The 20708-nt window shown below is 54.0% G+C and carries 20 protein-coding genes and 2 pseudogenes; 6 read left to right on the forward strand and 16 right to left on the reverse strand.

Annotation, left to right across the window (positions count from 1 at the left end; all coding sequences use genetic code 11):
- The first annotated feature begins 36 nt into the window (after window positions 1-36).
- Window positions 37-1071, forward strand: coding sequence for a DUF1616 domain-containing protein (locus P1N55_RS09000; RefSeq protein ID WP_276278566.1), 1035 nt, complete (start codon window positions 37-39; stop codon window positions 1069-1071).
- Window positions 1072-1633: 562 nt separating this feature from the next.
- Here the strand turns inward: P1N55_RS09000 and P1N55_RS09005 are convergent.
- Window positions 1634-2146, reverse strand: a complete 513-nt coding sequence (locus tag P1N55_RS09005; protein ID WP_276278567.1) for a metal-dependent hydrolase — start codon at window positions 2144-2146, stop codon at window positions 1634-1636.
- Window positions 2147-2735: 589 nt separating this feature from the next.
- Between P1N55_RS09005 and P1N55_RS09010 the strand changes: the two genes are divergently transcribed.
- The gene (locus P1N55_RS09010) at window positions 2736-3863 is read left to right on the forward strand and encodes a tyrosine-type recombinase/integrase (RefSeq protein WP_276278568.1); all 1128 of its coding nucleotides are present in this window, start codon (window positions 2736-2738) and stop codon (window positions 3861-3863) included.
- 233 nt (window positions 3864-4096) lie between these two features.
- Here the strand turns inward: P1N55_RS09010 and P1N55_RS09015 are convergent, their stop codons facing one another.
- Together P1N55_RS09015 and P1N55_RS09020 are read right to left on the reverse strand one after the other, a co-directional pair.
- On the reverse strand, window positions 4097-4705 hold the full coding sequence (locus P1N55_RS09015) for a hypothetical protein (protein ID WP_276278569.1): 609 nt from the start codon (window positions 4703-4705) through the stop codon (window positions 4097-4099).
- Between the two features lie 115 nt (window positions 4706-4820).
- Window positions 4821-6146 (reverse strand): tyrosine-type recombinase/integrase, encoded by a 1326-nt coding sequence (locus P1N55_RS09020; RefSeq protein ID WP_276278570.1) that lies wholly within the window; start codon window positions 6144-6146, stop codon window positions 4821-4823.
- 848 nt (window positions 6147-6994) lie between these two features.
- On the opposite strand from P1N55_RS09020, the gene P1N55_RS09025 reads away from it, so the two are divergent.
- Both P1N55_RS09025 and P1N55_RS09030 read left to right on the forward strand, forming a co-directional pair.
- Window positions 6995-8815, forward strand: a complete 1821-nt coding sequence (locus tag P1N55_RS09025; protein WP_276278571.1) for a transposase — start codon at window positions 6995-6997, stop codon at window positions 8813-8815.
- A 51-nt stretch (window positions 8816-8866) separates the two neighbouring features.
- On the forward strand, window positions 8867-9622 hold the full coding sequence (locus P1N55_RS09030) for a beta clamp domain-containing protein (protein ID WP_276278572.1): 756 nt from the start codon (window positions 8867-8869) through the stop codon (window positions 9620-9622).
- Window positions 9623-9874: 252 nt separating this feature from the next.
- Here P1N55_RS09030 and P1N55_RS09035 read toward each other — a convergent pair whose 3' ends face one another.
- The 13 genes and pseudogenes from P1N55_RS09035 to P1N55_RS09090 all read right to left on the reverse strand — a co-directional run bounded on the left by P1N55_RS09035 (window position 9875) and on the right by P1N55_RS09090 (window position 18946).
- The gene (locus P1N55_RS09035; protein ID WP_276278573.1) at window positions 9875-10744 is read right to left on the reverse strand and encodes an HNH endonuclease signature motif containing protein; all 870 of its coding nucleotides are present in this window, start codon (window positions 10742-10744) and stop codon (window positions 9875-9877) included.
- 107 nt (window positions 10745-10851) lie between these two features.
- The gene (locus P1N55_RS09040; protein ID WP_276278574.1) at window positions 10852-11226 is read right to left on the reverse strand and encodes a DUF7344 domain-containing protein; all 375 of its coding nucleotides are present in this window, start codon (window positions 11224-11226) and stop codon (window positions 10852-10854) included.
- Between the two features lie 47 nt (window positions 11227-11273).
- Window positions 11274-11522, reverse strand: a complete 249-nt coding sequence (locus P1N55_RS09045) for a hypothetical protein (protein WP_276278575.1) — start codon at window positions 11520-11522, stop codon at window positions 11274-11276.
- 407 nt (window positions 11523-11929) lie between these two features.
- Window positions 11930-12256: pseudogene (locus tag P1N55_RS09050) on the reverse strand (NUDIX domain-containing protein); the annotation flags it as partial.
- Window positions 12257-12288: 32 nt separating this feature from the next.
- A complete protein-coding gene (locus tag P1N55_RS09055) occupies window positions 12289-13116 on the reverse strand; it encodes an IS5 family transposase (protein WP_276278576.1) in 828 nt (275 codons plus the stop codon).
- Between the two features lie 71 nt (window positions 13117-13187).
- Window positions 13188-13322: pseudogene (locus tag P1N55_RS09060) on the reverse strand (NUDIX hydrolase); the annotation flags it as partial.
- Window positions 13323-13324: 2 nt separating this feature from the next.
- Entirely contained in the window at window positions 13325-14251 is a 927-nt protein-coding gene (gene rfbB / locus P1N55_RS09065) for a dTDP-glucose 4,6-dehydratase (RefSeq protein ID WP_276278578.1), read from the reverse strand.
- Window positions 14252-14698: 447 nt separating this feature from the next.
- The gene (locus P1N55_RS19705; protein ID WP_346430015.1) at window positions 14699-14878 is read right to left on the reverse strand and encodes a hypothetical protein; all 180 of its coding nucleotides are present in this window, start codon (window positions 14876-14878) and stop codon (window positions 14699-14701) included.
- Window positions 14879-14880: 2 nt separating this feature from the next.
- On the reverse strand, window positions 14881-15954 hold the full coding sequence (locus tag P1N55_RS09070; protein WP_276278579.1) for a glucose-1-phosphate thymidylyltransferase: 1074 nt from the start codon (window positions 15952-15954) through the stop codon (window positions 14881-14883).
- Between the two features lie 2 nt (window positions 15955-15956).
- Window positions 15957-16418 carry a cupin domain-containing protein gene (locus tag P1N55_RS09075; protein ID WP_276278580.1) on the reverse strand — a complete coding sequence of 154 codons (462 nt, stop codon included), beginning with the start codon at window positions 16416-16418 and terminating at the stop codon, window positions 15957-15959.
- Window positions 16419-16549: 131 nt separating this feature from the next.
- Entirely contained in the window at window positions 16550-17782 is a 1233-nt protein-coding gene (locus P1N55_RS09080) for a sulfatase (RefSeq protein ID WP_276278581.1), read from the reverse strand.
- Window positions 17783-17786: 4 nt separating this feature from the next.
- Window positions 17787-18341: a DegT/DnrJ/EryC1/StrS family aminotransferase gene (locus P1N55_RS09085; RefSeq protein WP_276278582.1), complete on the reverse strand. Its 555-nt coding sequence runs from the start codon at window positions 18339-18341 to the stop codon at window positions 17787-17789.
- Window positions 18338-18946 carry a DegT/DnrJ/EryC1/StrS family aminotransferase gene (locus P1N55_RS09090; RefSeq protein WP_276278583.1) on the reverse strand — a complete coding sequence of 203 codons (609 nt, stop codon included), beginning with the start codon at window positions 18944-18946 and terminating at the stop codon, window positions 18338-18340. The genes P1N55_RS09085 and P1N55_RS09090 overlap by 4 nt, the downstream gene beginning before the upstream one ends.
- Before the next feature lie 127 nt (window positions 18947-19073).
- On the opposite strand from P1N55_RS09090, the gene P1N55_RS09095 reads away from it, so the two are divergent.
- Window positions 19074-19679 (forward strand): oligosaccharide flippase family protein, encoded by a 606-nt coding sequence (locus tag P1N55_RS09095; RefSeq protein ID WP_276278584.1) that lies wholly within the window; start codon window positions 19074-19076, stop codon window positions 19677-19679.
- On the forward strand, window positions 19676-20614 hold the full coding sequence (locus P1N55_RS09100) for an oligosaccharide flippase family protein (RefSeq protein ID WP_276278585.1): 939 nt from the start codon (window positions 19676-19678) through the stop codon (window positions 20612-20614). The genes P1N55_RS09095 and P1N55_RS09100 overlap by 4 nt, the downstream gene beginning before the upstream one ends.
- Window positions 20615-20708 lie beyond the last annotated feature (94 nt).

Genomic DNA, 20708 nt, shown 5'->3' on the forward strand with positions numbered 1-20708 from the left:
GACATTTTTATCAGGAACTCACATTGAACCGGGTAGATGTCACGCCGACGGAGCCTCTGGATGCGCATCCCGCGTCCAGTCCGCCGGTTGCCTGCCGACCTCGCAGCGGTGGTCGTACTGGTGGTGTTGACCAACGGGGCTGTCTTCCTTCCGGTAGTTCGGGAGTCGCCTGTGAGAATTATCCTCGGACTGCCACTGGTGTTGTTCGTTCCTGGCTATGCGCTCATTGCTGCGCTCTTTCCGGAAGCCGGCGAGTCACCGACGGTGGACGATGACGAGGAGTCAGCGGAGGGCGAGACGACACGCGATAGCGGCATTGACGGAATCGAACGTGTCGCGCTGTCGTTCGGACTCAGTATCGCCGTGGTGCCGCTCATCGGCCTCGTGTTGAATTTCACGCCGTGGGGGATCCGACTGGCGCCAATCATGGTGGCCGTGAGTGGCGTGACGCTCGTCTTGACAGGGATCGCTGCCCGTCGTCGGTGGGAACTCCCTGTCGAAGAGCGCTTTCAGGTCCCCTATCGAGACTGGTATCAGAGCGGGTACGACGAGTTGTTTAATCCTGGATCACAGACTGACGCAATTCTGAATGTGGTGCTGGTTCTGAGTGTGTTGCTGGCTGTGAGCAGTGTCGGCTATGCCGTTGCCGTGCCCAAACAGGGCGAGTCGTTCTCCGAGTTCTATCTGCTGACCGAGAACGAAACCGGGGACCTGGTCGCCGACGACTATCCGACTGAATTCGAGCCTGGAGAGAGTCGCGAATTGGTGGTCGGGATCGGCAATCAGGAACACGAACGGACGAACTATACGGTGATCGCCGAGATCCAGCGGGTGGATATCGTCGACAACGAGACACGGATACGGGAAGCGACGGAGTTGCGTCGGTTCCAGACGACAGTGGAGCATAACGAGACGTGGCATCGCCAGCATTCGGTTGCACCCTCGATGACTGGGGAACGGCTTCGATTACAGTATCTGCTGTATCGCGGCGATCCGAGTCAATCGCTAAACCGATCGGCGGCCTATCGGGAGCTACACCTCTGGGTCAATGTGACGTCAGGTGATCGATAGCCGTGTCTCGGTGATAGGCACTGGGAATCGTGATGCCGGTTGCGGGTCCAACTCAGATGTCGCGTGAATAGAGACGGTGCGAGACGGCACCGGGGCTGATCGCCCCACATGTTCCGTGTCCCACCGACCACACGCATGGGTCCACACATTCGCGGTGGCCTTTCGCTCGTGTGATGACGCCGAGACGTGTGGCGCCAGGAGAACCACACAATGGGGCCAACGGCCCGTAATGGTGGACTGTGTAGTGCCAGCCCGGATGGCTGGGTAGCGAAAAGAACGTACCTGGTTCTGGCCGGACGATACGAGTTGGAACAGCAACACGGCCGTGTCGGTCGTGCGCTTGTCGTGGCGAGGTGAAGGGATGGTCGCTACAGGACGCGCGTTTGATGTTGTCTTCGACCCGATGCGAGGTCCGCGACAGAAGTCTCCGTCGAGTCACTGCCCGATGGGCAGTATGCGCGTAGCGAGGCCGGCTGGACTGGCTGTGGCTGGCAGGAAACCGGTCGAGAAGTCGTGTCGGTGGTTCGGTGTTTCGATTGAATGTGGCGTCGCTGTGGCTTGCTTACTGACGGTAGTGAGTTTGGACGTCGCAGATGAGGAGGTACGTACAGATTGCGAGGACAGTTATCGAGAACGCCGTCCAGAGGGCAAGATTGATCGACCCCGGGCCTGCCCAGTAGGGGATCGGTGGTCGTGTGATCGGCTGTCGAAACGGCCACAGCAAGTCTGGAGAGATGTGTGGATCCGGGGGCCGGAGTGTCCGGTAGTTGTCGGCGACGAGGTGTGACAGGTATGCGAACGCGAAGCCGGTGCCCAGTCGTGGTCGGTCTGTCCACCAGCCGTAGGCGATGGCCACGGCAGCGATAGGGAGTGCGAAGGGGAGTGAATGCATGAAGACGCGTCCGGAGGGCAGGACGTGCAGGACGTGAGCCAGTGGTTTGTCGACGAGGTCCGGGAACTGGCTCCCGACGAATGTGAGTCCGACGAGTTTCGGTGGGGGGAGCTGTCGGTCTCGGACGATTACGTAGGCGGTGATGGGGAGGACGGCGACGAGGAAGTGTTCGATTGGGAGCACGGATGAGAGCGGTTAGTTGTATAGGATGTTGGGCGGCGCGATACATTCTGTGGTCGGAGCAAGTGGTATCTTAATACCTAATTCGAATCGGTTACCCATAAGGGAGTATCGTTCAATCTAGTTATCGCATTAACATAGCGGCTCTCACCTCGGTCGTTTAGGTTCTCTTTTCGATCCGACTCAACGCCTGTAACCTCGTTTTCAACTGTGTTCGGCCATACATGGGCAGGAACTGAAAAAGAACACAGATTATTGCCTGTGAGTGCAGTTGGATTGAGCCGACATATACAATCTACTGAATTCAGCTATGTGTTTGTCTGCTCACGGCAAAGACCAGGGTTCGAATCCCTGTCGGAGCATTCCCTTCCCGCCCCTGTCCTGCAGTTTTCGTTTGTGTACACTAGTGAAATAAAACTATGTCCACGGGCAATCACCTACATCGAACCGAATCACCCCGACGCCGTCTTGCGATAAGCGGTTGTTATCGGGCAAGTACCTTAGACAACACGATCCCCGCGCTGTCTTGCGGTTTGTTGGGTATCAGTTCTCTATGGGACAAGGACCTAGGTCTCCAGAGGGGTGCCCGGCAATGAAGAAATCCGAAACGGCAACCACCCCTCTCGACGGGATAACAGTCGTCCCTGAACCCTCTGCTGATATCCTCAACGAGCGCCAGCGGATCGACTACCGAAGCCAGCGCGAGCAGTGCCTCGAATGGCTCCGCGTCTTCGGCAAGGACCCGAAGAAAGCCGACGGGTACGCACACACGACCGTCAAATGCAGGTCCCATCGGATGGATCAATTCTACCGGTGGGTGTGGGAGCAGGAGAACGGCTACACCACGAACGTCACGCACGAGCACGCCGACGCCTACCTCAGATATCTCGCTCTGCAGGAGTTGACCAACGCTCACAAGGACAACTGCCGGAAAGCGCTCCAGATGCTCTACAAGTGGCGACACCACCAGCAGGGCCTTGACGAGTGGGACCCCGAACTCTCGTTCAGCACCGGGCACCAGACGACCGAGCCGCGCGACTACCTGACTCGTGAGGAGCGCGGCATCATCAGAGAGGCGGCGATGGAACACGGAAGCGTCCCGTCCTACAACAGCCTCAGCGCAGCAGAGCGCGATCGGTGGAAGGCCTACCTCGCACAGCGCTTCGTGAAGCCAAAGTCCGAGATCACTCGTGACGACTGGGACCGGGCAAACAGCTGGAAGATCCCGAGTCTCGTCTCCGTGAGTCTCGATGCGGCGCTCCGACCGATCGAGGTCGAACGCGCCGTGACGAGCTGGGTGGACATCGACAACGCCGTTCTCCGCATCCCGAAAGAAGACTCCTCGAAGAACACCGGCCACTGGATCGTCGGCCTCCAGGACCGAACGGCCGAGACGCTCAACCGTTGGCTGGAACAGCGCGAGACCGACTCGAAGTACGACGACACCGACAAACTCTGGCTGACCAGGTTCGGCAATCCCTACGGGTCGTCGTCGCTCCGGCAGATCCTCAGACGGCTGTGTGACGAGGCGGGGATCGATTACGAGCACCGACAGATGAGTTGGTACTCCATCAGACACTCTACGGGGACGTACATGACCCGAGAAGAGGACCTCGCGGCGGCGCAGACACAACTCCGACACAAGAGCCCGCAGACGACGATGAAGTACGACCAGACGCCGGTGGAGGACCGTCAGAACGCGCTGGACCGGATGGAATAGCGATACGGCACGAACAACGAGACCGCACGGGTCAGTAACCGGGACATCAACGGCCACGGGGAACACAGTCGGCTCGCCCACATAGGCATCATCTCCTTCCGGAAGACGGCCAGAGTAAGCGCCCGGTCGTCTGGTTGGACGCACTCGTAGTCACCCCCCGTTCGAGCCAGAAGCTGGCGACACAGCCACTGCCGCGTGGTAAGTACAGGCGAATCACGTATCGGGTAGAGCAATTATGCCATCTCTTTATCGAACGCCCAAAGGGCCATATCAACCTGTCTTGCTAACATATCCTCAGAATCAGCGATTTCTCGGACGTGATCCATATAGAACTCATATGCCTCTGGATTCTTCAGGTATGTTCTGAAGTGGTCTAAAAATTCGGCGTAGTCAGCATACTGTGGTGACTCGACTATCTCGGGGTTTGCTCCTGCAAGACCTCTAAACGCCCGATAATCAATAATCGCATAGTGTGACGGTTTAGCTACGGTCAGCATCGTGGACGCCATCGGAACACCGATTCCGCTAAGTTCGGTCAGTGCATCAATGGCTCCTCTATCTGTAGAGGCTGCTATTGCGGATTGGAACTGTTGGGTAACTGCTTCATCGGTGTTTTCTTTAATATTTGAATCATTCCGACTACTCTGGAGTTTCCACTGACTGATCCGCTGTAATTCGGCTACTGAGAGTTCATAGTCTCGTGACTGAATCACATCAGAGATTGATCCAAACAACGGATCAAAATCTTCTTGCCAATTCCCCGACTCATCAAGATACTCAATCGGCTTGTCTTCCCACTCTCTCTGGAACATTTTTAGCCACTTTTGCAAATCAATGTTCATACGCCAGAGCAACGGTGTTTCGCGGAAAGTATCTACCCATGTCTGCTCAGTTCGCAGGTCTACTGTTCATTACCCGGTTCCGGACCGGGGGAGTATCATGACCGTAAAAAGCAGGTCAGAGTTCCTCTGACAGTATTTTTCGCGCTAGCTCAACCCGTTCGTCCGACGTGTCGTCGATGAACACGTCCACGTGTTTAGGCGGGACCCCGCCCGTCGAACCCGTGGATTTCTCTCGCTTCTGAGAGACAGCTGGATCATCCGAGTACGGGTTGAATCCGGGTTCTTCGGCGGTTCGCTGGGCTGTCTCGTTGACCTTTTCGAGGGTGTGTCGGCGACTCTCGATGGACGACTCCCCGTAGATCTGCTTCGTGGTCTCGATTTCTTTGTGCCGGAGTTGGTCACGCGCCTGTGAGATGTCCTCTGTCTCTTCGATCGACTGCCCCAAGTTGTGCCGGAGACTGTACCACACGATCTTCCGATTCTCGTGGTCGATGTCGGCCTCGTCACAGAGCCGCCTGATCAGGTAACAGAGATTCTTCGAGTCGTACGGGTTCCCGTCGCGGTTGAGCCAGATGCGGTCGGAGCCGTCGTATTTCTCGTAGTGTCGCCGCTCTTGGAGCCAACTGGTCAGCAGCTCCCCGGTTGCCTCTGTTAGTGGGAGTTCTGACGTCGGTCGGTCTTTCCCAGCCTCCTCTTTGGGGATCTTGAGGACGTTCCGCTTCGCATCGTACCAACTGACCCGTGCGCGCCCGACTTCGATCGGGATGACGCCGGTTTCGAGCCCGACAGCCACCAGGGACCCGACCTTCGCGCTTGTGTCCGCTCGCTCCCAGTCTTTCCGGGTGACGTCTTGCTTCGGCTTCCCGAGTCGCTGGGCCACCAGGCCGTCGATTTGCTCGCGTTCGCGCTCGGACGTGTCGTAGTACGCGGGGAGCGACCCGTACTGTGTCGCCTCTCGCAGCACCTGCCACCGTTCCTCGAAGTTCAGTCGATCCGCGTGTTCGTGCTCGCCGTCGGTGAAGTTGATCCGCGGTCGCCACGGTTCGGCGATGTCTCCTTGGTCGTACCGCCAGGCGAAGTACTTCTGCAACACGTCGGCAAACTTGCGCTTGCTGGACTCGGAATACGGCTCACCACCCCGTGTTCGTATCTCATCTCGGTCAAGCCACGTCACCAGCAGGTCCGCCTGCTCGTGCGTGAGCTCCGTCGGGTTCGACAGTTCCATTCGGTCGATGGCGAATCTGAATAGTTGATCGATCCGTGCGTGGTAGTTCGTCGAGAGCGAGGGCGACAGGCCCTTTCGTCTCTCTGGGTCTTTCCCTCTTGCCAGCATCCAGTCGTGGAACTCGTTGAGCTGTTCACGGACCGCTGGTGCGGACCTGCCAAGCTTCTGGGTCAACGCTTCGGTGATCGGTTTCGACGTTGGTTCTTCGTCTTTCATCTGTGAGGTGAACCGGCAAAATCGCCGATTACTTATAAACCTCTGCCCTCAGCGAGTTCCATCTCCACTTGTCACGACCCTACACGAGTTGGTGGGCTGGGAGTACGCCGACAGCAATCTGTGGATAGAGGGCCCCTATCACCGCTTTATCGATTATCCGTCCTCACCATTGCTGGACAGTGCGTGTAGAAGAAAGCCACCTGTATGCGAAAGCTTCCGCCCCGAAGTGGCTTCGGAAATCCACCTCGAAGGCGGTCGAAATGAAATGGAATCTTCGGAACCAGTTGTGGGCGTCGCTGTGGCGTGGTCCACACAGGACGAGAGTGGGTTCGAAGCCGAGAAATCGGGCGTGCAGTGAGCTGTGCGTGGGTACGTACATGCTCGCGTACACAAGTGAGTCCGTGCTCACGTACGTAACTGTGTACGTACCCGTGTACGTGAGTGTGTACGCACGCACCTACTTCCCTGGCTACGCACGCAATGTCCTCACTATGTCCGAACGGGAAATCTGACGTTCGTACTGACAGTCTCCGCAACGTGCTCACAGCCGCCCATGGTCCGAAGGCAGTTTTGCTCCGTTTGGACTGATCTTTGCAGACCCGCAGGGCCGCCAGTTCGCGCAGAAACGTATCGGCTCTTATTGAGCAGTAGAGAGACTGAGTCTCCAGTTTCAAGTTAGGTGCCGGTGCATGTCGAGCGGGGCACGAATGCCGACTGGTAAATACGTTTGCCCCTCAACAGCGGGTTTGTCCGGGAGAAATCGGCTCCTAGATTGGTGCTGTGCGTGGTCGAATCCTTGCAAGGGGTGGGGCTATCTGTTATGGGTCAGTGGGCGGGAGTTCGTGACAATGACGGATAGAACAGTCGAGGGAGGGCACGGAACCCACTCCGACGCATATGTGGACGACCTGTACGGGGGTCCCAACGGCGACACTGAGGTGGATTTCACCTACCAGCATAACCCCAGAAAAGAGTCGTACGGCCCGGTCGAGGAGCGCGGACGGGACATCGACATCGAACACCCGGTAGACGATGTCGAGGAACTCTCTCATCGTGCACATCTGACGGTCAAATTCGCGGATCGTATGCGTCAGGAAGCGACTGGGGGGCCACTGTTTCTGTGGAACGGTCGATCCTCGGCCTCGCCAACGGCATTCGATTCGGCACTCCTGGCCGTTGCGGACAGGGCGCTCACAGAAGAGGGCGTTTCCGTTTCGGAGCTGCCCAAACCGGAGAAGTACGTCAAGGCACTGCTCGTCCACGACGCGTGGAAGATGAATTCGTACCCTGCCCTTCGAACACACTTGGTGGAGGCAACTGCCACCGCTCGGTTACTGGGCTTCGAAACGGTTCCAGATCAGTCTTCGTTCTGGCGTGCCAGTGCTGCTCTTGAAGAGGATGGGTACCGCGACCCCATCCGTGCGGCGGCGACGCGAGCGGTGCATGCGGTGTTCCGCTGGACCACTGTGACACCCCAAGACGTGGTCGAAGCCCATGCGCTGGACCACCTACCCCACATCGATGAGCGTGCAGTTGCGGGTGGGACGCGTCGAACCGCGATTCAGAACTGGATCGATCACGTGTTGGACAAGCTGTTAGCGCCGATCTCGTTCGACCGGGCATCCAACATGCAGTACACAGTCAGAGAGATCGTGGCAGCGGTCGCACAGGCGACGTTGGTCAACGGGCTGAAGTCCTCGCGGCCGACGGCGGCCTGGTACTACGACACCGAGGACATCCCCTCCGCAGCGCAGGTCAGCTCCCTCCTGGGCGGTGTTACCCCGGCAGAGACGCTGTGGATGTTCACCGACGTGAATCAGCGCTTCATCGACCTCGCGTCAGATCTCGGGTTCTTCGCACGCGACTACGATTACGCCCTCGACACCTCGTGGGTCAAGTGGGACGGGAAACACGAGGGGCGTGAAGGTGAGCTGAAGCTCATCGAGAACCCGAAACAGGGGGAGTCCGGGATCGGCTGGCTGTTCGCGGGCCTGTGTGTTTCCGAGCGCGATGCCCGGTTCGCGTTCGGAATCGACCTCGTCGAGAAGAAGAGTGAGACGACGGAGCAACTACGATATCTCCTCCGGAAGGCCGAACAGGTCGGGGGTGTCGGACGCGTTCACATCGACCGGGAGTTCTACGACGGGGACGCGGTTCGAATGTGTCGCACTGTCGCCGGGCTGAACTGGGTGATTCGAGCCAAGCGCAAGGGTGAGGCGGCGACACTGCTCGACTCGACGCCGGTCGGTGAATCGGCGTTCAAGCGTGGCGTCGGGTTTTCAGATGTAACTCCGAATCCAAACCTGTACGTGCATCCGATTCCGGAAGCGGTCAGAACGGACGGCGGGAACACCCACATGGCGTTCCTCACGGACCTCTCACCGGACCTGACCGACCTCGACAGCATCTACGAGCGCTACCAGAACCGCTGGAACGTCGAGACGTTCTTCCGACAGCTGAAACACGACCACAGCCCGGTCACCAGGACGCCGTACCCCTCGCTCCGCCTGTTCCTGCTGAACCTGGGGACGCTCTTCTACAACATCCACACGCTCATCAATCGCGCACGGTCGCCGGAGTACGGACTGCGTCTGGACGTCCCGTTCTACGAGGTACTGATAGCCATCGTGAACACGACCTACACGCGTGCAGGGGCGACCGACCGATGAGTGAGTCCGACGTCCGGGCGGCCAGCGTAGCCCGTCGTGACGGTGGTGAGAATGAGTAGCCAATCTACCGACAGTCACCTGCTACACGCCACTGTCTCTCGGGAGGTCCTCGATGCGATCGTCGCTCCAGAGACGGTGTTCGACGGCTCTGAGTTGCTACGAGTCAAGCCGGAGGGGATCGAGATACATGCGACCGACAAGGCAAGAGCCGCGATCGCTGACGTGGCGGTGTCGAGTGCGGCGTTCGACGCCTACCGAGCGGAGCCGATGGAGACCGGCATCGACTTGGCGAAGGTCTCTACCTTTCTCGACCTGGTCAGTTGGGACGCTGTCATCGATATCACGATCACCGAGGCGCAGACCGTCGTCCTCTCTGCGGACGGCTTCACCTACAGGTTCCAGCTCATCGACCCGGAGACGGTAACTCGACCCTTCGATGAGAGCGACATCGAACACGTGGGTGAAGTAACGCTCTCTGGTCACGAGCTATCTGTCCCGCTCAACCTTGCGGAGATCGCAGGCGATCAGATCGCGTTCAGCGTGGACGGCGAGACCGACGTATTCTCTGGGTGGGTGGACACCGAACGGGACTCGTTCCACTTTGAGTTCGGTTCGAACGACCTGCTGAGCTTTTCTGCAGGTAACGGGAGTGTGACCGTCGCTCTTGACTATCTCGTGGAAATAGAGGGAGTAATCCCGCGGGACGTACCCCTCTGTGTAAGGGTCGATGAGTTCACGCCGGTACAGCTTCGGTACCCAGTAGCCGATGGATGTGGACACGTCGAATTCACACTCGCGTATCACTAGCAGACGTCTGTAGAACATGGTTGATTACAGCGTGCAAATCGGCCACGAGACGATCATCCCGTTGTTTCACACACTTCGTCGTGTGTCGTGCCGCCGAGTGAATATGCTACATCTCATCCAATATCGTATTCGATGGTCAGTTCGACCCAGGAGAATGGTATCCACGACAGAGAGATACGTTTCTGGATGGAAGATGACTGGTGGATGTCCGAAATTGTTGAATCCGGTGTGATCACGGCCAGACCGTTCTGTTTAGTGGGACTGCCAAGCGAGCTTGTCGAGCAAAGTCTCGAAGTCGTCGTTCGCGGTCTCGGTAGTCGTCCCCCAGACTTCGTCCGGTTCACCCAGATCCGATGTGCCCGAGTTGGGTGGTGTATGCTTGGAGTTACTGGACGTCTCACTGGGATTCGAGCCAGTATTCAGAGGTCGGTCCTCCGTCGTTGAGCCTCCGTGATGATTCTTAGTCGGAACCTCACCATCGAACAGCGCTCCGAGCGGAAACTCATACGCCTGCGCACGGCGTTGTCGGTACCAGATGGTGCGCTCGACGACACCGAAGACGTCCGCGATCGTCTGTCGGTCACACCCGCGAGCGACGGCTTGCCGGACAAACTCGTCGCGGATGCGCTGCATGAAGGTGCGCATGTCATTTGGAATCCGGCCGCGTTCCGGCAGTGTGACCTGATCGAGTAGTCCCCAATCACCGCTGACGGCGTCCTTGCCAACGAGTGGTGTGCTTCGGGATTCGACCTCGTAGTCGAGTCCAGCCAAGATCCACAGGCGTTCGCGGACCGTCTGTGCGGAAAGACTCAGACCGATCCGTTCGTGCACCTGGGTCGTAGACAGCGGGCCGTTTCGGTGCAGAACCCCGAGGATGATGTAGTCGTGAGGGAGAAGGACACGTCGATCCGGGGTCGAGAAGCCAATGGGCAGTTCATCACCGGTCGGGCGGTTATGTACCCACCAGTGACAGTCGTCACACAGCGTGACGAGATTCCGCAGGTCGTGGCGGTCTCGGTCCTTCGGCTCTGGGTCCTTGTGGTGTACGTGGAGGGTCGCCGTCCCACCTGCTCGTGGGCCTGCCTCACCACACGTCTGACACTCGAAGCCGTCGTGTTTCAATCGTTTCCCGCTTCGCCGGTGGGATCTTGTCGCGGCCCGAACTCGAATCAGTCATTTCGGCTCACCTCGTGGATTCGAGGGTGTTGGAGGGAACAAGGTGTTGAACATCAGTCACCTGCCCCTGTCGGTGTGTAACAGTCGGTGGTGATCTGGCGTATCAACCGAGCGAGCGGGCCGGTGGCCTCCGTCGGGAACACTTGTTTCGATCGGTCGTCGAAGCGAGCTGCACCGAGGGTGTCGAGGGTACCGAGATGGTTCTGGACGAGCGCGACGTACACGCGAGTACGCTGCTCTCCCGTTACCATGCTCGGGTCAACGCGGTTCTCTCGGGCCGCAATCTCGACCGAGAGTTCGTTGGTAGTGACCGGGGCGTCTTCCCTATCGACAGAGAGAATCACTCGTCGCCGACGGCCGTTCGAGATCGCGTCGAACACCGCTTTCGGCTCCATCGGAATCGCGTGTCCACACTCGACGTCAGTCATCCAGCCCTCCGACGAGTAGTGTTCCTTTGCTCGTCAGGTGGATTTCCTCAGTGGGCTGTCCCACGTCGTTCAATGTACCCTTCGCTGTTGAGCCAGTTGAGGATGGTGTTTAGTTCAGTGAACGAGATTCTGACCTCTTCGATGATGTCTCGGCGGGTCGTGGTTCCTGTGGTTTCATTGGCGAGTTCTATGATCTTGACGATTTGGTGGACGTAGACCGACGTGTCATCCCCACCTTCGAACGGCTGAAAGACAGAGTTTTCACTGTCAACACTGTTACTTTGGTTTGCTGTCATAGCGAGGCAGCGTAGTCTCCGGTGTAGTAGCACCGGGGGCATTTCTACGCCAAGTCTGATTTGTGTCTAGAGTTTAAAATATATTTGTATATTTAATGGGTTAGTTAGCGAATGTACGTCACGAACCCACTCAAGCAAGAATGCATGGTGATATTTAGTGCAGGATTATCGATATGGGTCAGTCGTTTAAAATCCGGAACCGAATTCGTTGGGGTTCGAAATGCAGTCCATTGGTGACCCCCCAAGGAGAGTTCACGCCGTCCGTTTACGATTATATTCAGTCAGAGGAACTGCGGAAGAACGGATATTTGACACGAGACGTCAGGCTCAGTCGGATTGTTGGGGATTGTTAGAAGATTTTGGGAAGGTGCTTCGTGAGCGAGGCCTTCGGTAGTCAAAGTACTGGCTTAGAGGTCGTCAAGATATCGTTCAACGTACGGATGAAGGTCGTTGAACGGTGGACGGAAGATGTCAAACGCGCTGTGTTGGTCGTCGCCGGAGAGATCGGGCTCGTCGTGTTCGAGATGGCAGCGATACGCGGTCGCCACGTAGTGTTTAGAGTCCACACCCTGAATCTCGGACCTATCGTAGAAGTGCTCGTAGGTGCCAAGGCACCCATCAATGACGATAGGTTCTCCGAGTTCTTCCTTGGCGACGCGGTGGACAGCCTCAGTCCGGGCTTCATTCTTCAGTACTGTTCCACCGGGCACGAACCATTCCCCTTTGGCGGGCTCGGGCGTTGTTTAGATGGTCGATATCAGCTGATTCAGGCCGTGAGTGTTTGTTCTATGTTTCTGACCGCACACTTTAGGACGAGCTCTCGGAACTGTCCAAACCACGTTCTTGCCTTAATTGTTGAGCCGAATCGTTTCCGAAGGGCGAATATCGATTCCACGATAGAACGGTGATGGTACGTATTATCATCAATGCGAGCATTATGAGCGGCGTCAAGTGAGTAGAATTCACGATGCTTGATCACCGGTCTAATTCCGTTGTTTCGGAGCATTTGCCGGAGATCATCCCAATCAAACCCTTTGTCAGCGACAACTGTTTTTACGTTACTGAGATTTCGCTTCAGTACTTTCCAGGCAATTTGTGTGTCGTGTGGTAGATTCATTGAGCAGTGTACATCAAGAATAGCTCTCGTAGAGCAATCGACAAGAATCGTTGTTTTCACCGATTCAAACGTTCCTTTGACCCGTTTGGCGTAATTATGACTCGAAGATCGGTGTGCGATGCTTGTCGAGTCAATTGCCTGTATCTCTCCAGTATCAAACAAATCTGCAGAGAGGGCTAGCAAGGTCCGCCAGACGTTCATTTTGAGGTCTTGTTTCCGGCTACAGACCGTGGTGAAATGCGGCAGCTCATCAACTGAAAGACCAAGCTTAGCCACAATATCCGGCATTTCTTGAAGCACATCGAGCAACTGACGATAAGTGTGATCGAGGTATTCTCGAAGACCATGAATGGCGATAATCACCCAATCTGCGTAGCCTCCTTCCTCTTTCTTGATAGGTGGCTGAGAGTCGTACCCAACAGCTTTTTGAGATAATGCGACACATCGTTCGGTGAAGCGGGCCAGTTTGGAGTGCACATCCGACTGTGCTCGCTTCAGTTCCTAGAATTCCCGGTTCTTAGGCAATATTACTAGCGTCTAAACACGGCCGCGGGCTCGTTTTCGCGTTTGCCCAAGAGAATACCGCCATTGTGTTCGACGACGAGGTCAACAGAGACGAGTGGCACGTTCTCTACGATTGCCTGCCACTCGGACGGCGGGATCGGTTTCTCTTCGGCAGGCATCGTCAGTCCAAGTAGTACCCGACGGTTCGTTCGAGGCCCTCTTCGAACGTGTATTCCGGTTCCCAGCCGAGTGCTTCGATTTTCTCCGTTTCGAGTGCATAGCGCTGGTCGTGGCCGGCGCGATCCTCGACGAACTCGATCAGGTCGTCGTCTGCCCCGACAGCATCCAAAATCGCTTCGGTGACTTCGAGGTTCGTCTTTTCGGCGTGACTTCCGATGTTATAGATCTCCCCAACATTCCCCTTCCGGAGAACCACGTCGAGTGCTCGGCAGTTATCCTCAACGTAGATCCACTCGCGGACGTTCGATCCGTCTCCGTATACGGGAAGGTTCTCACCGGCCGCAGCGTTCTGGATGAATTTCGGGATGAGTTTCTCGGGGTGCTGACGGGGACCGAAGTTGTTGCACGTCCGTGTAATGAGGACAGGAAGGTCGTGAGTCGTCTGGAAGCTCTGTGCGAGGAGGTCCGCACCCGCCTTCGTCGCCGAATAGGGGTTCCGGGGATTGAGTGGATCGTTTTCGGAGAACTTCCCGTCGAGAATCTGGCCGTACACCTCGTCGGTCGAGATCTGGAGGAAGCGCTTGATATTTGCCTCGTTGGCAGCGTCGAGGAGGTTCTGGGTGCCCTGAACGTTTGTTGTGACGAAGGGTTTTGCACCTTCGATTGACCGGTCTACGTGTGTTTCCGCCGCGAAGTTGACGATTGCATCAACGTCGGAAACGAGGTCCGTCACGAGATCGCGGTCACGGATGTCACCTTCGACGAACTCGTGGCGTGGGTCGTCAAGAATGCCATCGAGGTTGTCCTTCGAGCCCGCGTACGTCATCGCGTCTAACGTGATGACTTCGTCGTCCTCGTGCTCGTTGAGGACGTAATGGACGAAGTTCGAACCAATGAACCCAGCACCACCAGTGACGAGAATTTGCATACTATGACCGTGTTCGCAGTACCTATTTACATTACTGTCGGAACACTATGATATGCCTGTCCTGGTTGTCGGTGGTGCGAACGGATTCCTCGACAATTAACGTCGCATGCCCAGTTCAACAATGAGGTTATGTTGCTCACGGATCAATGAGTGACGGTGACTTGCGCCCGCCGATCCAGCGAATACTGGCAGACCTGATCGAATATGACACTATCGGTCTCTTCGATATTGCATATTCTTTGCGTGTTTCCCTCTGAGTGCGCTGGGCAGTGATTCCGATTGTGTCGGCCGCAGCGAGAAATTGCTTAGTAAGAAATCGAGAAAAACGTCTAGCGAGATGCGACAGGACTGACCCTACGCTTTCTCGATGCCGAAACAGTAAAATCAGAACTGGACCCCACAACCGGCGTTACGCGGGGATGTGGAAACTCTCGGAGGTGCATTACGTTAGATCTGGTAGCGGTTCCGATTCTCCAGGAAGTGGGCGCGCGCGCCCTCAGGGAGATCCTCGAAGCGAAGTACTTCCTGACAGCCGAGACCCGGACATTTCATCACACGCTTATTTTCGAGTTCGTTCGCTGCAACAACGGTGCCACAGGCTGGACAGGTGTGGGTGATGATGCGCATATTTAGAGTTTGAGTTGAGAGTTCTCTCCGACGATGAGTCGGCGGCCCTCCGGAAGGAGATTGTCCGCGCTTTCGACGTTAGCGTTGCGTCCGAGTAAGCTATCGACGATACGGCCATTCGCGGTAATTTCAGAGTCGCCGATGACAACGCTATTCTCAATGTGGATGTCTTCCAGCGTAGAGTTCGCGCCAATTGACGTATACGGGCCGACGTACGTCCCACTCTTGATGGTCGTGTTCTCTGCGACGGAGACTGGACCCCGAACGACAGCACCGTCCTCAATAATTGCAGATTCAGCGAGCTCGATGGGGCCGTCAGTCTCTGCGCCGTCTTCTACGACGCCAGCAGTATTCAATACCTTGTCTTCGAGGACAAGCCGATTCGCCTCCAGAATGTCTTCTGGTTTCCCAGTGTCTTTCCACCAGCCTGTGACAACGTGAGAGTCGATTTCGTAGCCGTCTTCGAGAAGATTCTGGATGGCATCCGTTATTTCGAGTTCGCCACGCCACGACGGTTCGAGATCGTCGATGACGTCGAAGACCTCAGATGAGAAGACGTACATCCCGATAAGCGCAAGGTTGGTTGGCGGGTCGTCGGGTTTCTCGATGAGTTCCGTGACGTTGCCCTCGTCATCAACATCTGCGATGCCGAATGCCTTCGGATTGTTCACTTTCTGAAGGGCGATGCCTGCAGCGTAATTACCGGCCTCAAAACTTTTAATTAAGTCGTTTATGCCCGATTTGAGAATGTTGTCTCCGAGGTACATCACGAAATCATCATCACCGACGAAGTCTTTTGAACAACCGGCAGCGTGCGCGAGTCCAAGTGGATTTCCTTGGACAATGTACGTGATCTCGACACCATACTCAGAGCCGTCACCAAGGAGTTTCTGGAGGTCATCTCGGCCTTTATTACCGAGAACAACACCAATCTCGGTGATACCTGCTTCTTTGAGATCTTCGATTGCGTACTCAAGAACGGGCTTATTCGCAACAGGGACCAACTGTTTTGGCCCTGTGTGAGTGATCGGTCGAAGGCGGCTACCGGTACCTCCTGAGAGAACAACGCCTTTCATATTTAATGTGGCTGTTCCTCCCAGTCCATAGGAATGTCGTCTGTATGGGGGGGGAGCCGCTCTTCGTCTGGATCATCATAGTCATAGGGGTTTGTGGGGAAATTGATTAGAATCGCCTGCTCATTCCCTACGACTTTGAATCCGTGCCAACACTCCCCTGGAATTCGAATCGCTGTTTGATTGTGTTCCCCAATAACGAATTTATTGACTTCACCTTGGGTAGACGAACTGTCCCGGTCGTCGTAGATACCGACTTTGATTCGCCCGCTTGGACAAATGAAGTGATCCACTTGTCCACGGGTGTGTCTGTGCCACGCTCGAACGATTCCTGGATAACTGAGTGAGTAATAGGACATCGCTGGCTCTGGATCATATAGATCCCAGTCATCACGGAAGATTTCAACGAGGTGTCCCCTTTCGTCAGTATTGACCTCTAATTCTCGGGTTTCGACTCCTTCAATCATGGTTCAATTCTAGAGGTATCCCAGCTGTTCAAGCTGGTTTTTAACATCAGCACTCATTTCTTCTTCACCATTTTCGTCATAGATTGGTTTATGTCTCTTCTCATATTTATCTTCAATTTCTTCTAACGCTATTAATGCTTGTTCGGAAAGAGAGGTCGGTTGTGTGATCTCTCCTGTTGCAAGATCCCGTATGAGGTTGTAATCTTCATTTCAATCCGACGGAGCCCCTGTTCTGGTAGCGTTTGGTCATGAACAGTTACATCCTGATGTGGGCCGAGTGTCTCTGAAATCACGCCATCTTGATGACCCCGCGTATGTTCGACTCCTGCCAAGCGAAGGATCATATTATGAATGTCAATCTGACATACGTATTCAGAGACTGTTTTCGGTTCTGATTCCCCCGGATGTGAAATAATAAGCGGAATTTGGACGAGTTCGTCATAGAGGAAGGTTCCTACACCCATATAATCGTGTTCCCCGAGACACTTTCCGTGGTCAGCAGTTAGAATCACGACTGTATCATCTGCCATACCACGCTTTTTGAGTAACTCTATGAGATCACCGATACGCTCGTCAAGATAATTCAAACAGGCATCGTATCGGTCATTGATACACTCGGTTTCGTTACTACTGTACTTCTCATTCAAAGAACGGAGATGCCACGCAATATCAGCTGAACAATCACCTTTTCTGAACTTGGAAAGATATTCTTCGGGAGGATTGTAAGGCTCATGAGCATCCATATAGTTGAGAAACATAAAGAAAGGCCGGTCACCATTTTGCTCCAGCCAGGTGGCAACGCGGTCGTTAAGTACATCAGCATTTGCATAATTGTCCTGCTGCCGTCGATCGTAGATTGTATTAAGTGTCCGCTTTATTGGATTCCCCTCAAAAGCCCACTTCCCCGCTTCAACATATTTGCGGAGTCCTTCATAGTCTTCATCATCAATTCGCTGGTATAGTTCACGAGGTCGCTTTGTGTCGAAGGGTAGCGGCACTCGGACATCTTGGAAATCGTCGAAGCCTGTATCGTAGTCAAAATCGGTTGAGATCCATGGGTTTGTAGATAGGCCAACAGTCCGATAACCATTGTCTGAGAGCCGTCCGGCTAACGCATAACTGTCTGGTACTGAGAATCGTTTGTGACATGCATGGGCGCCGTGCTCAGACGGACATCTGCCAGTGAAGAGTGTACCATGCGTAGGTACGGTCCACGAACTATTTGCTATAGCATTTTCATATACTGTCGAGTTTTCAGCGAACGCATCGATTTCTGGCGTTGTTGACCGATGATATCCGTAGCAGGAGAGACGGTCTGCTGAGACAGAATCCATTACGACTAACAGAATGTTCGGTTTAGTCATCTTGTTAATTCGTGGGCTGCCCTGATACTTGTTCTGGGGCGTTTATTGATTGGTCGTCACCATAGGATGCTACAGCGTCAATGACAGTAGCAACTTCTTCGTCGGTGAAGGTTGAGGACATCGGTAGGGTCAAGATCTGTTCCCAGACCGTCTCAGTTACTGGTACGTCCGGGTCATGGTCTTCAAAGACCGGATGTTTGTACACCGGCATATAATGCACTGTTGCGCCGACATCGTGTTCGTCCAGATGTTCGATGATGTCATCTCGCTGTTCAGTGGCAACACGGACTGTGTAGTTGTACCGTGCGTGAGTGACATGGTCCTTATCTCGGAGGGGTATGACCCAGTCGAGTTCTTCGAATCCGTCCCAGTAGGCGTCAGCGATTTCGTTTCGCCGGGTACGCATCTCGGGTAATCGTTCCAATTGTGCAAGACCCATGCCAGCTGAGATATCATGCATAAAGTACTTGTATCCGACATCTTTGACTTCATAGTACCAACTGTATCCCTCATCCTCAGACCGTTCATGTGTTGATTGGTCTACACCCAACTTGCTCATAGCTTCGCCTGTGAAGCGATATCATCGTCGTCCGTCACCAGAGCACCACCCTCCCCCGTCGTCAAAGGTTTCGTCGCTTGAAAACTAAAACAACCAATATCTCCGATAGTTCCGATCGATTTATCTTGGAACGTTGTTCCGACGGCGTGGGCACAATCCTCAATAACAACGGCGTCATGATCGTGAGCGATCTCGACGATGGATTCGATTTCGGCCGGTTGCCCCCCGTAGTGGACCGGGATCACAGCTGCAGTATCGTCTGTAATTCGTTTTTGCAGGGCATCCGGTGACATATTTAGAGTTTCTGGCTCGACATCTACCCAACCAATCTCATAGTTGTTATACCAGCAGACAAAAGCTGTTGACACCCATGTAAGCGGTGGGACTAAGATTTCACTCCCTGAAAGGTCAGACGCTTTTATTGAGAGATCAAGAGCACTAGTCCCAGAGTTTGTCGCAATCACATGTCCATAACCGAATTGTCCGGAAAATTTCGACTCAAACTTATCGACTTTGGGTCCAAGCCCGATCCACCCTGTGTCAAGTGCTTCTTTGATCTGAGCAAATTCTTGGTCTCCCATATCCGGCTTGGCGACAGGTATCATATGCATATAATGTGTAGGTGATGTGATTAAAATACTGTTGATTGAGTCGACTCGTCTCTCAGATCTAAATCGGATCAGTAAATAGGTATCGCAATTTATATTCCAGAACCAAAGAATAACTTATTCTGTGAGTGAAGTTGGTGAGAGCCTTGTTCGGCTCGCAAAAGGCGCGAGCCTGGTGTTCGTTGGAACAATTATCGGACGCTTTCTCGCCCTGTTTGGGCAAATTTTAATTGTCCGCTCATTATCACCAGATCTGTTCGGAAAAGTATCCCTTGCTTTTTCAATCGTTGCATCTTTGGGTGGTATTTTGGTACTTGGTGCTCCGCAGGGAGTAGCACGTCTCATTGCTGCAAACAAGGACTATCAAACTAAGCGGGAATTCTTACAAACCGGACTGTTAATCGCTTTTGCGGGTGGGATCATCGGTTCTAGTGTGATATATTTTAACCGATTCAGGATTCAACGACTGATGGATACCCCTCAACTTGCGTCTCTTCTTTCGATCCTTCTGATCTACTTATTGATTGCTCCCATCCAGCATGTAATGATTGGCGGTCTTCGAGGGTTCAAACGGCCAGGGCCACGCGTGTTATCAAAAGATATTTTCGCACGTATTGTCGGATTGGTTATTCTATTTATGTTTCTTGTTTCTGGAGAGCCTTTCTTGGGGACGATAATATACTGGGTAAGTATACCAATCCTAATCTTCATAGGCTCTCTTTATTTTTGAGCCAATCAATCTCAATTGAAGAATTAATCCGACAGCCACCTTCTACTGCGTCGATACGGAAGTTTCTTACATTCTCATGGCCGCTTGCGTTCAGTTCCTCATTCGTATTGTTGATGTCTCAGTTGGATATATTAATGATTGGTGTTTTTTTATCTTCTCGTGAGGTCGGTCTATATCGGGCAGTACAACCACTGAAAGAGGTAGTGCTCTTCTTTCTGACTTCGTTTGTATTCCTTTATTTACCAATAGCAACTGAATACTATGCCGGAGATCGGTACTCTGATCTAAGAGATCTGTATTTGACATCGACAAAATGGATTGTTACTGTTACTTTCCCTATCGTTTTGACGAGCGTTCTATTTGCTAATGATATAATTCGGATTCTTTTTGGAAAAAGCTACACTCCTGCAAGTACTGCCTTTGCAATTTTGGTTATAGGGATGTTCACGCGTGTAATCGTCGGGCCAAATGGTGCGACTATTCAGGCTATCAACCGCTCAGAAATAGAGATGTACGCCTCCTTACTTGGGATGGTGGTAAATGTCGGATTCAATATTATGTTAATTCCTCTGATTGGAATCAAAGGGGCAGCAATTGCGACATCGTTCGGATTCATCTTTTACAATTTAATTGAAATTGTTGTCATCTACCGCGATACCGGGATTGTACCTATTTCAATGACCATTGTCACACCTATAATTCCAACAATAATTATTGGGAGCGTGTCTGCGCTGGTACTTCGTCACTGGACCCTTGATCTCCCGTTACTAATGCTTATCACTATATTACTCGGTCTTCTTCATGTGGGGTCGGTCATCATTACAAGGAATCTTGAAGAGAAGGATCTGCTCTTATTGAAAGAAATCGAAGAAAACACCTCACTAAATCTATCAAGGATAAGGGTATATCTCGAACAGCAGATCGATAAGAGATAGCAGTCCTCCAAAGATCCCCCGCAAAATAGTGAATAGTGGAAGAATGGTTCTGTTGAACTCTCTTAGCGTTTTGCGGTTTTGTATAGCGGGGAGT

Origin of the sequence: Haloarcula regularis (genome assembly GCF_029338315.1) — an archaeon.
In the GTDB taxonomy this organism is placed as follows: domain Archaea; phylum Halobacteriota; class Halobacteria; order Halobacteriales; family Haloarculaceae; genus Haloarcula; species Haloarcula regularis.

Coding starts and splice junctions, on each gene's coding strand:
- P1N55_RS09000 (WP_276278566.1), top strand. CDS start 37: ATGTCACGCCGACGGAGCCTCTGGATGCGCATCCCGCGTCCAGTCCGC.
- P1N55_RS09010 (WP_276278568.1), top strand. CDS start 2,736: ATGAAGAAATCCGAAACGGCAACCACCCCTCTCGACGGGATAACAGTC.
- P1N55_RS09015 (WP_276278569.1), bottom strand. CDS start 4,705: ATGAACATTGATTTGCAAAAGTGGCTAAAAATGTTCCAGAGAGAGTGG.
- P1N55_RS09020 (WP_276278570.1), bottom strand. CDS start 6,146: ATGAAAGACGAAGAACCAACGTCGAAACCGATCACCGAAGCGTTGACC.
- P1N55_RS09025 (WP_276278571.1), top strand. CDS start 6,995: ATGACGGATAGAACAGTCGAGGGAGGGCACGGAACCCACTCCGACGCA.
- P1N55_RS09030 (WP_276278572.1), top strand. CDS start 8,867: ATGAGTAGCCAATCTACCGACAGTCACCTGCTACACGCCACTGTCTCT.
- P1N55_RS09040 (WP_276278574.1), bottom strand. CDS start 11,226: ATGACTGACGTCGAGTGTGGACACGCGATTCCGATGGAGCCGAAAGCG.
- P1N55_RS09045 (WP_276278575.1), bottom strand. CDS start 11,522: ATGACAGCAAACCAAAGTAACAGTGTTGACAGTGAAAACTCTGTCTTT.
- rfbB (WP_276278578.1), bottom strand. CDS start 14,251: ATGCAAATTCTCGTCACTGGTGGTGCTGGGTTCATTGGTTCGAACTTC.
- P1N55_RS19705 (WP_346430015.1), bottom strand. CDS start 14,878: ATGCGCATCATCACCCACACCTGTCCAGCCTGTGGCACCGTTGTTGCA.
- P1N55_RS09070 (WP_276278579.1), bottom strand. CDS start 15,954: ATGAAAGGCGTTGTTCTCTCAGGAGGTACCGGTAGCCGCCTTCGACCG.
- P1N55_RS09075 (WP_276278580.1), bottom strand. CDS start 16,418: ATGATTGAAGGAGTCGAAACCCGAGAATTAGAGGTCAATACTGACGAA.
- P1N55_RS09080 (WP_276278581.1), bottom strand. CDS start 17,782: ATGACTAAACCGAACATTCTGTTAGTCGTAATGGATTCTGTCTCAGCA.
- P1N55_RS09085 (WP_276278582.1), bottom strand. CDS start 18,341: ATGAGCAAGTTGGGTGTAGACCAATCAACACATGAACGGTCTGAGGAT.
- P1N55_RS09090 (WP_276278583.1), bottom strand. CDS start 18,946: ATGATACCTGTCGCCAAGCCGGATATGGGAGACCAAGAATTTGCTCAG.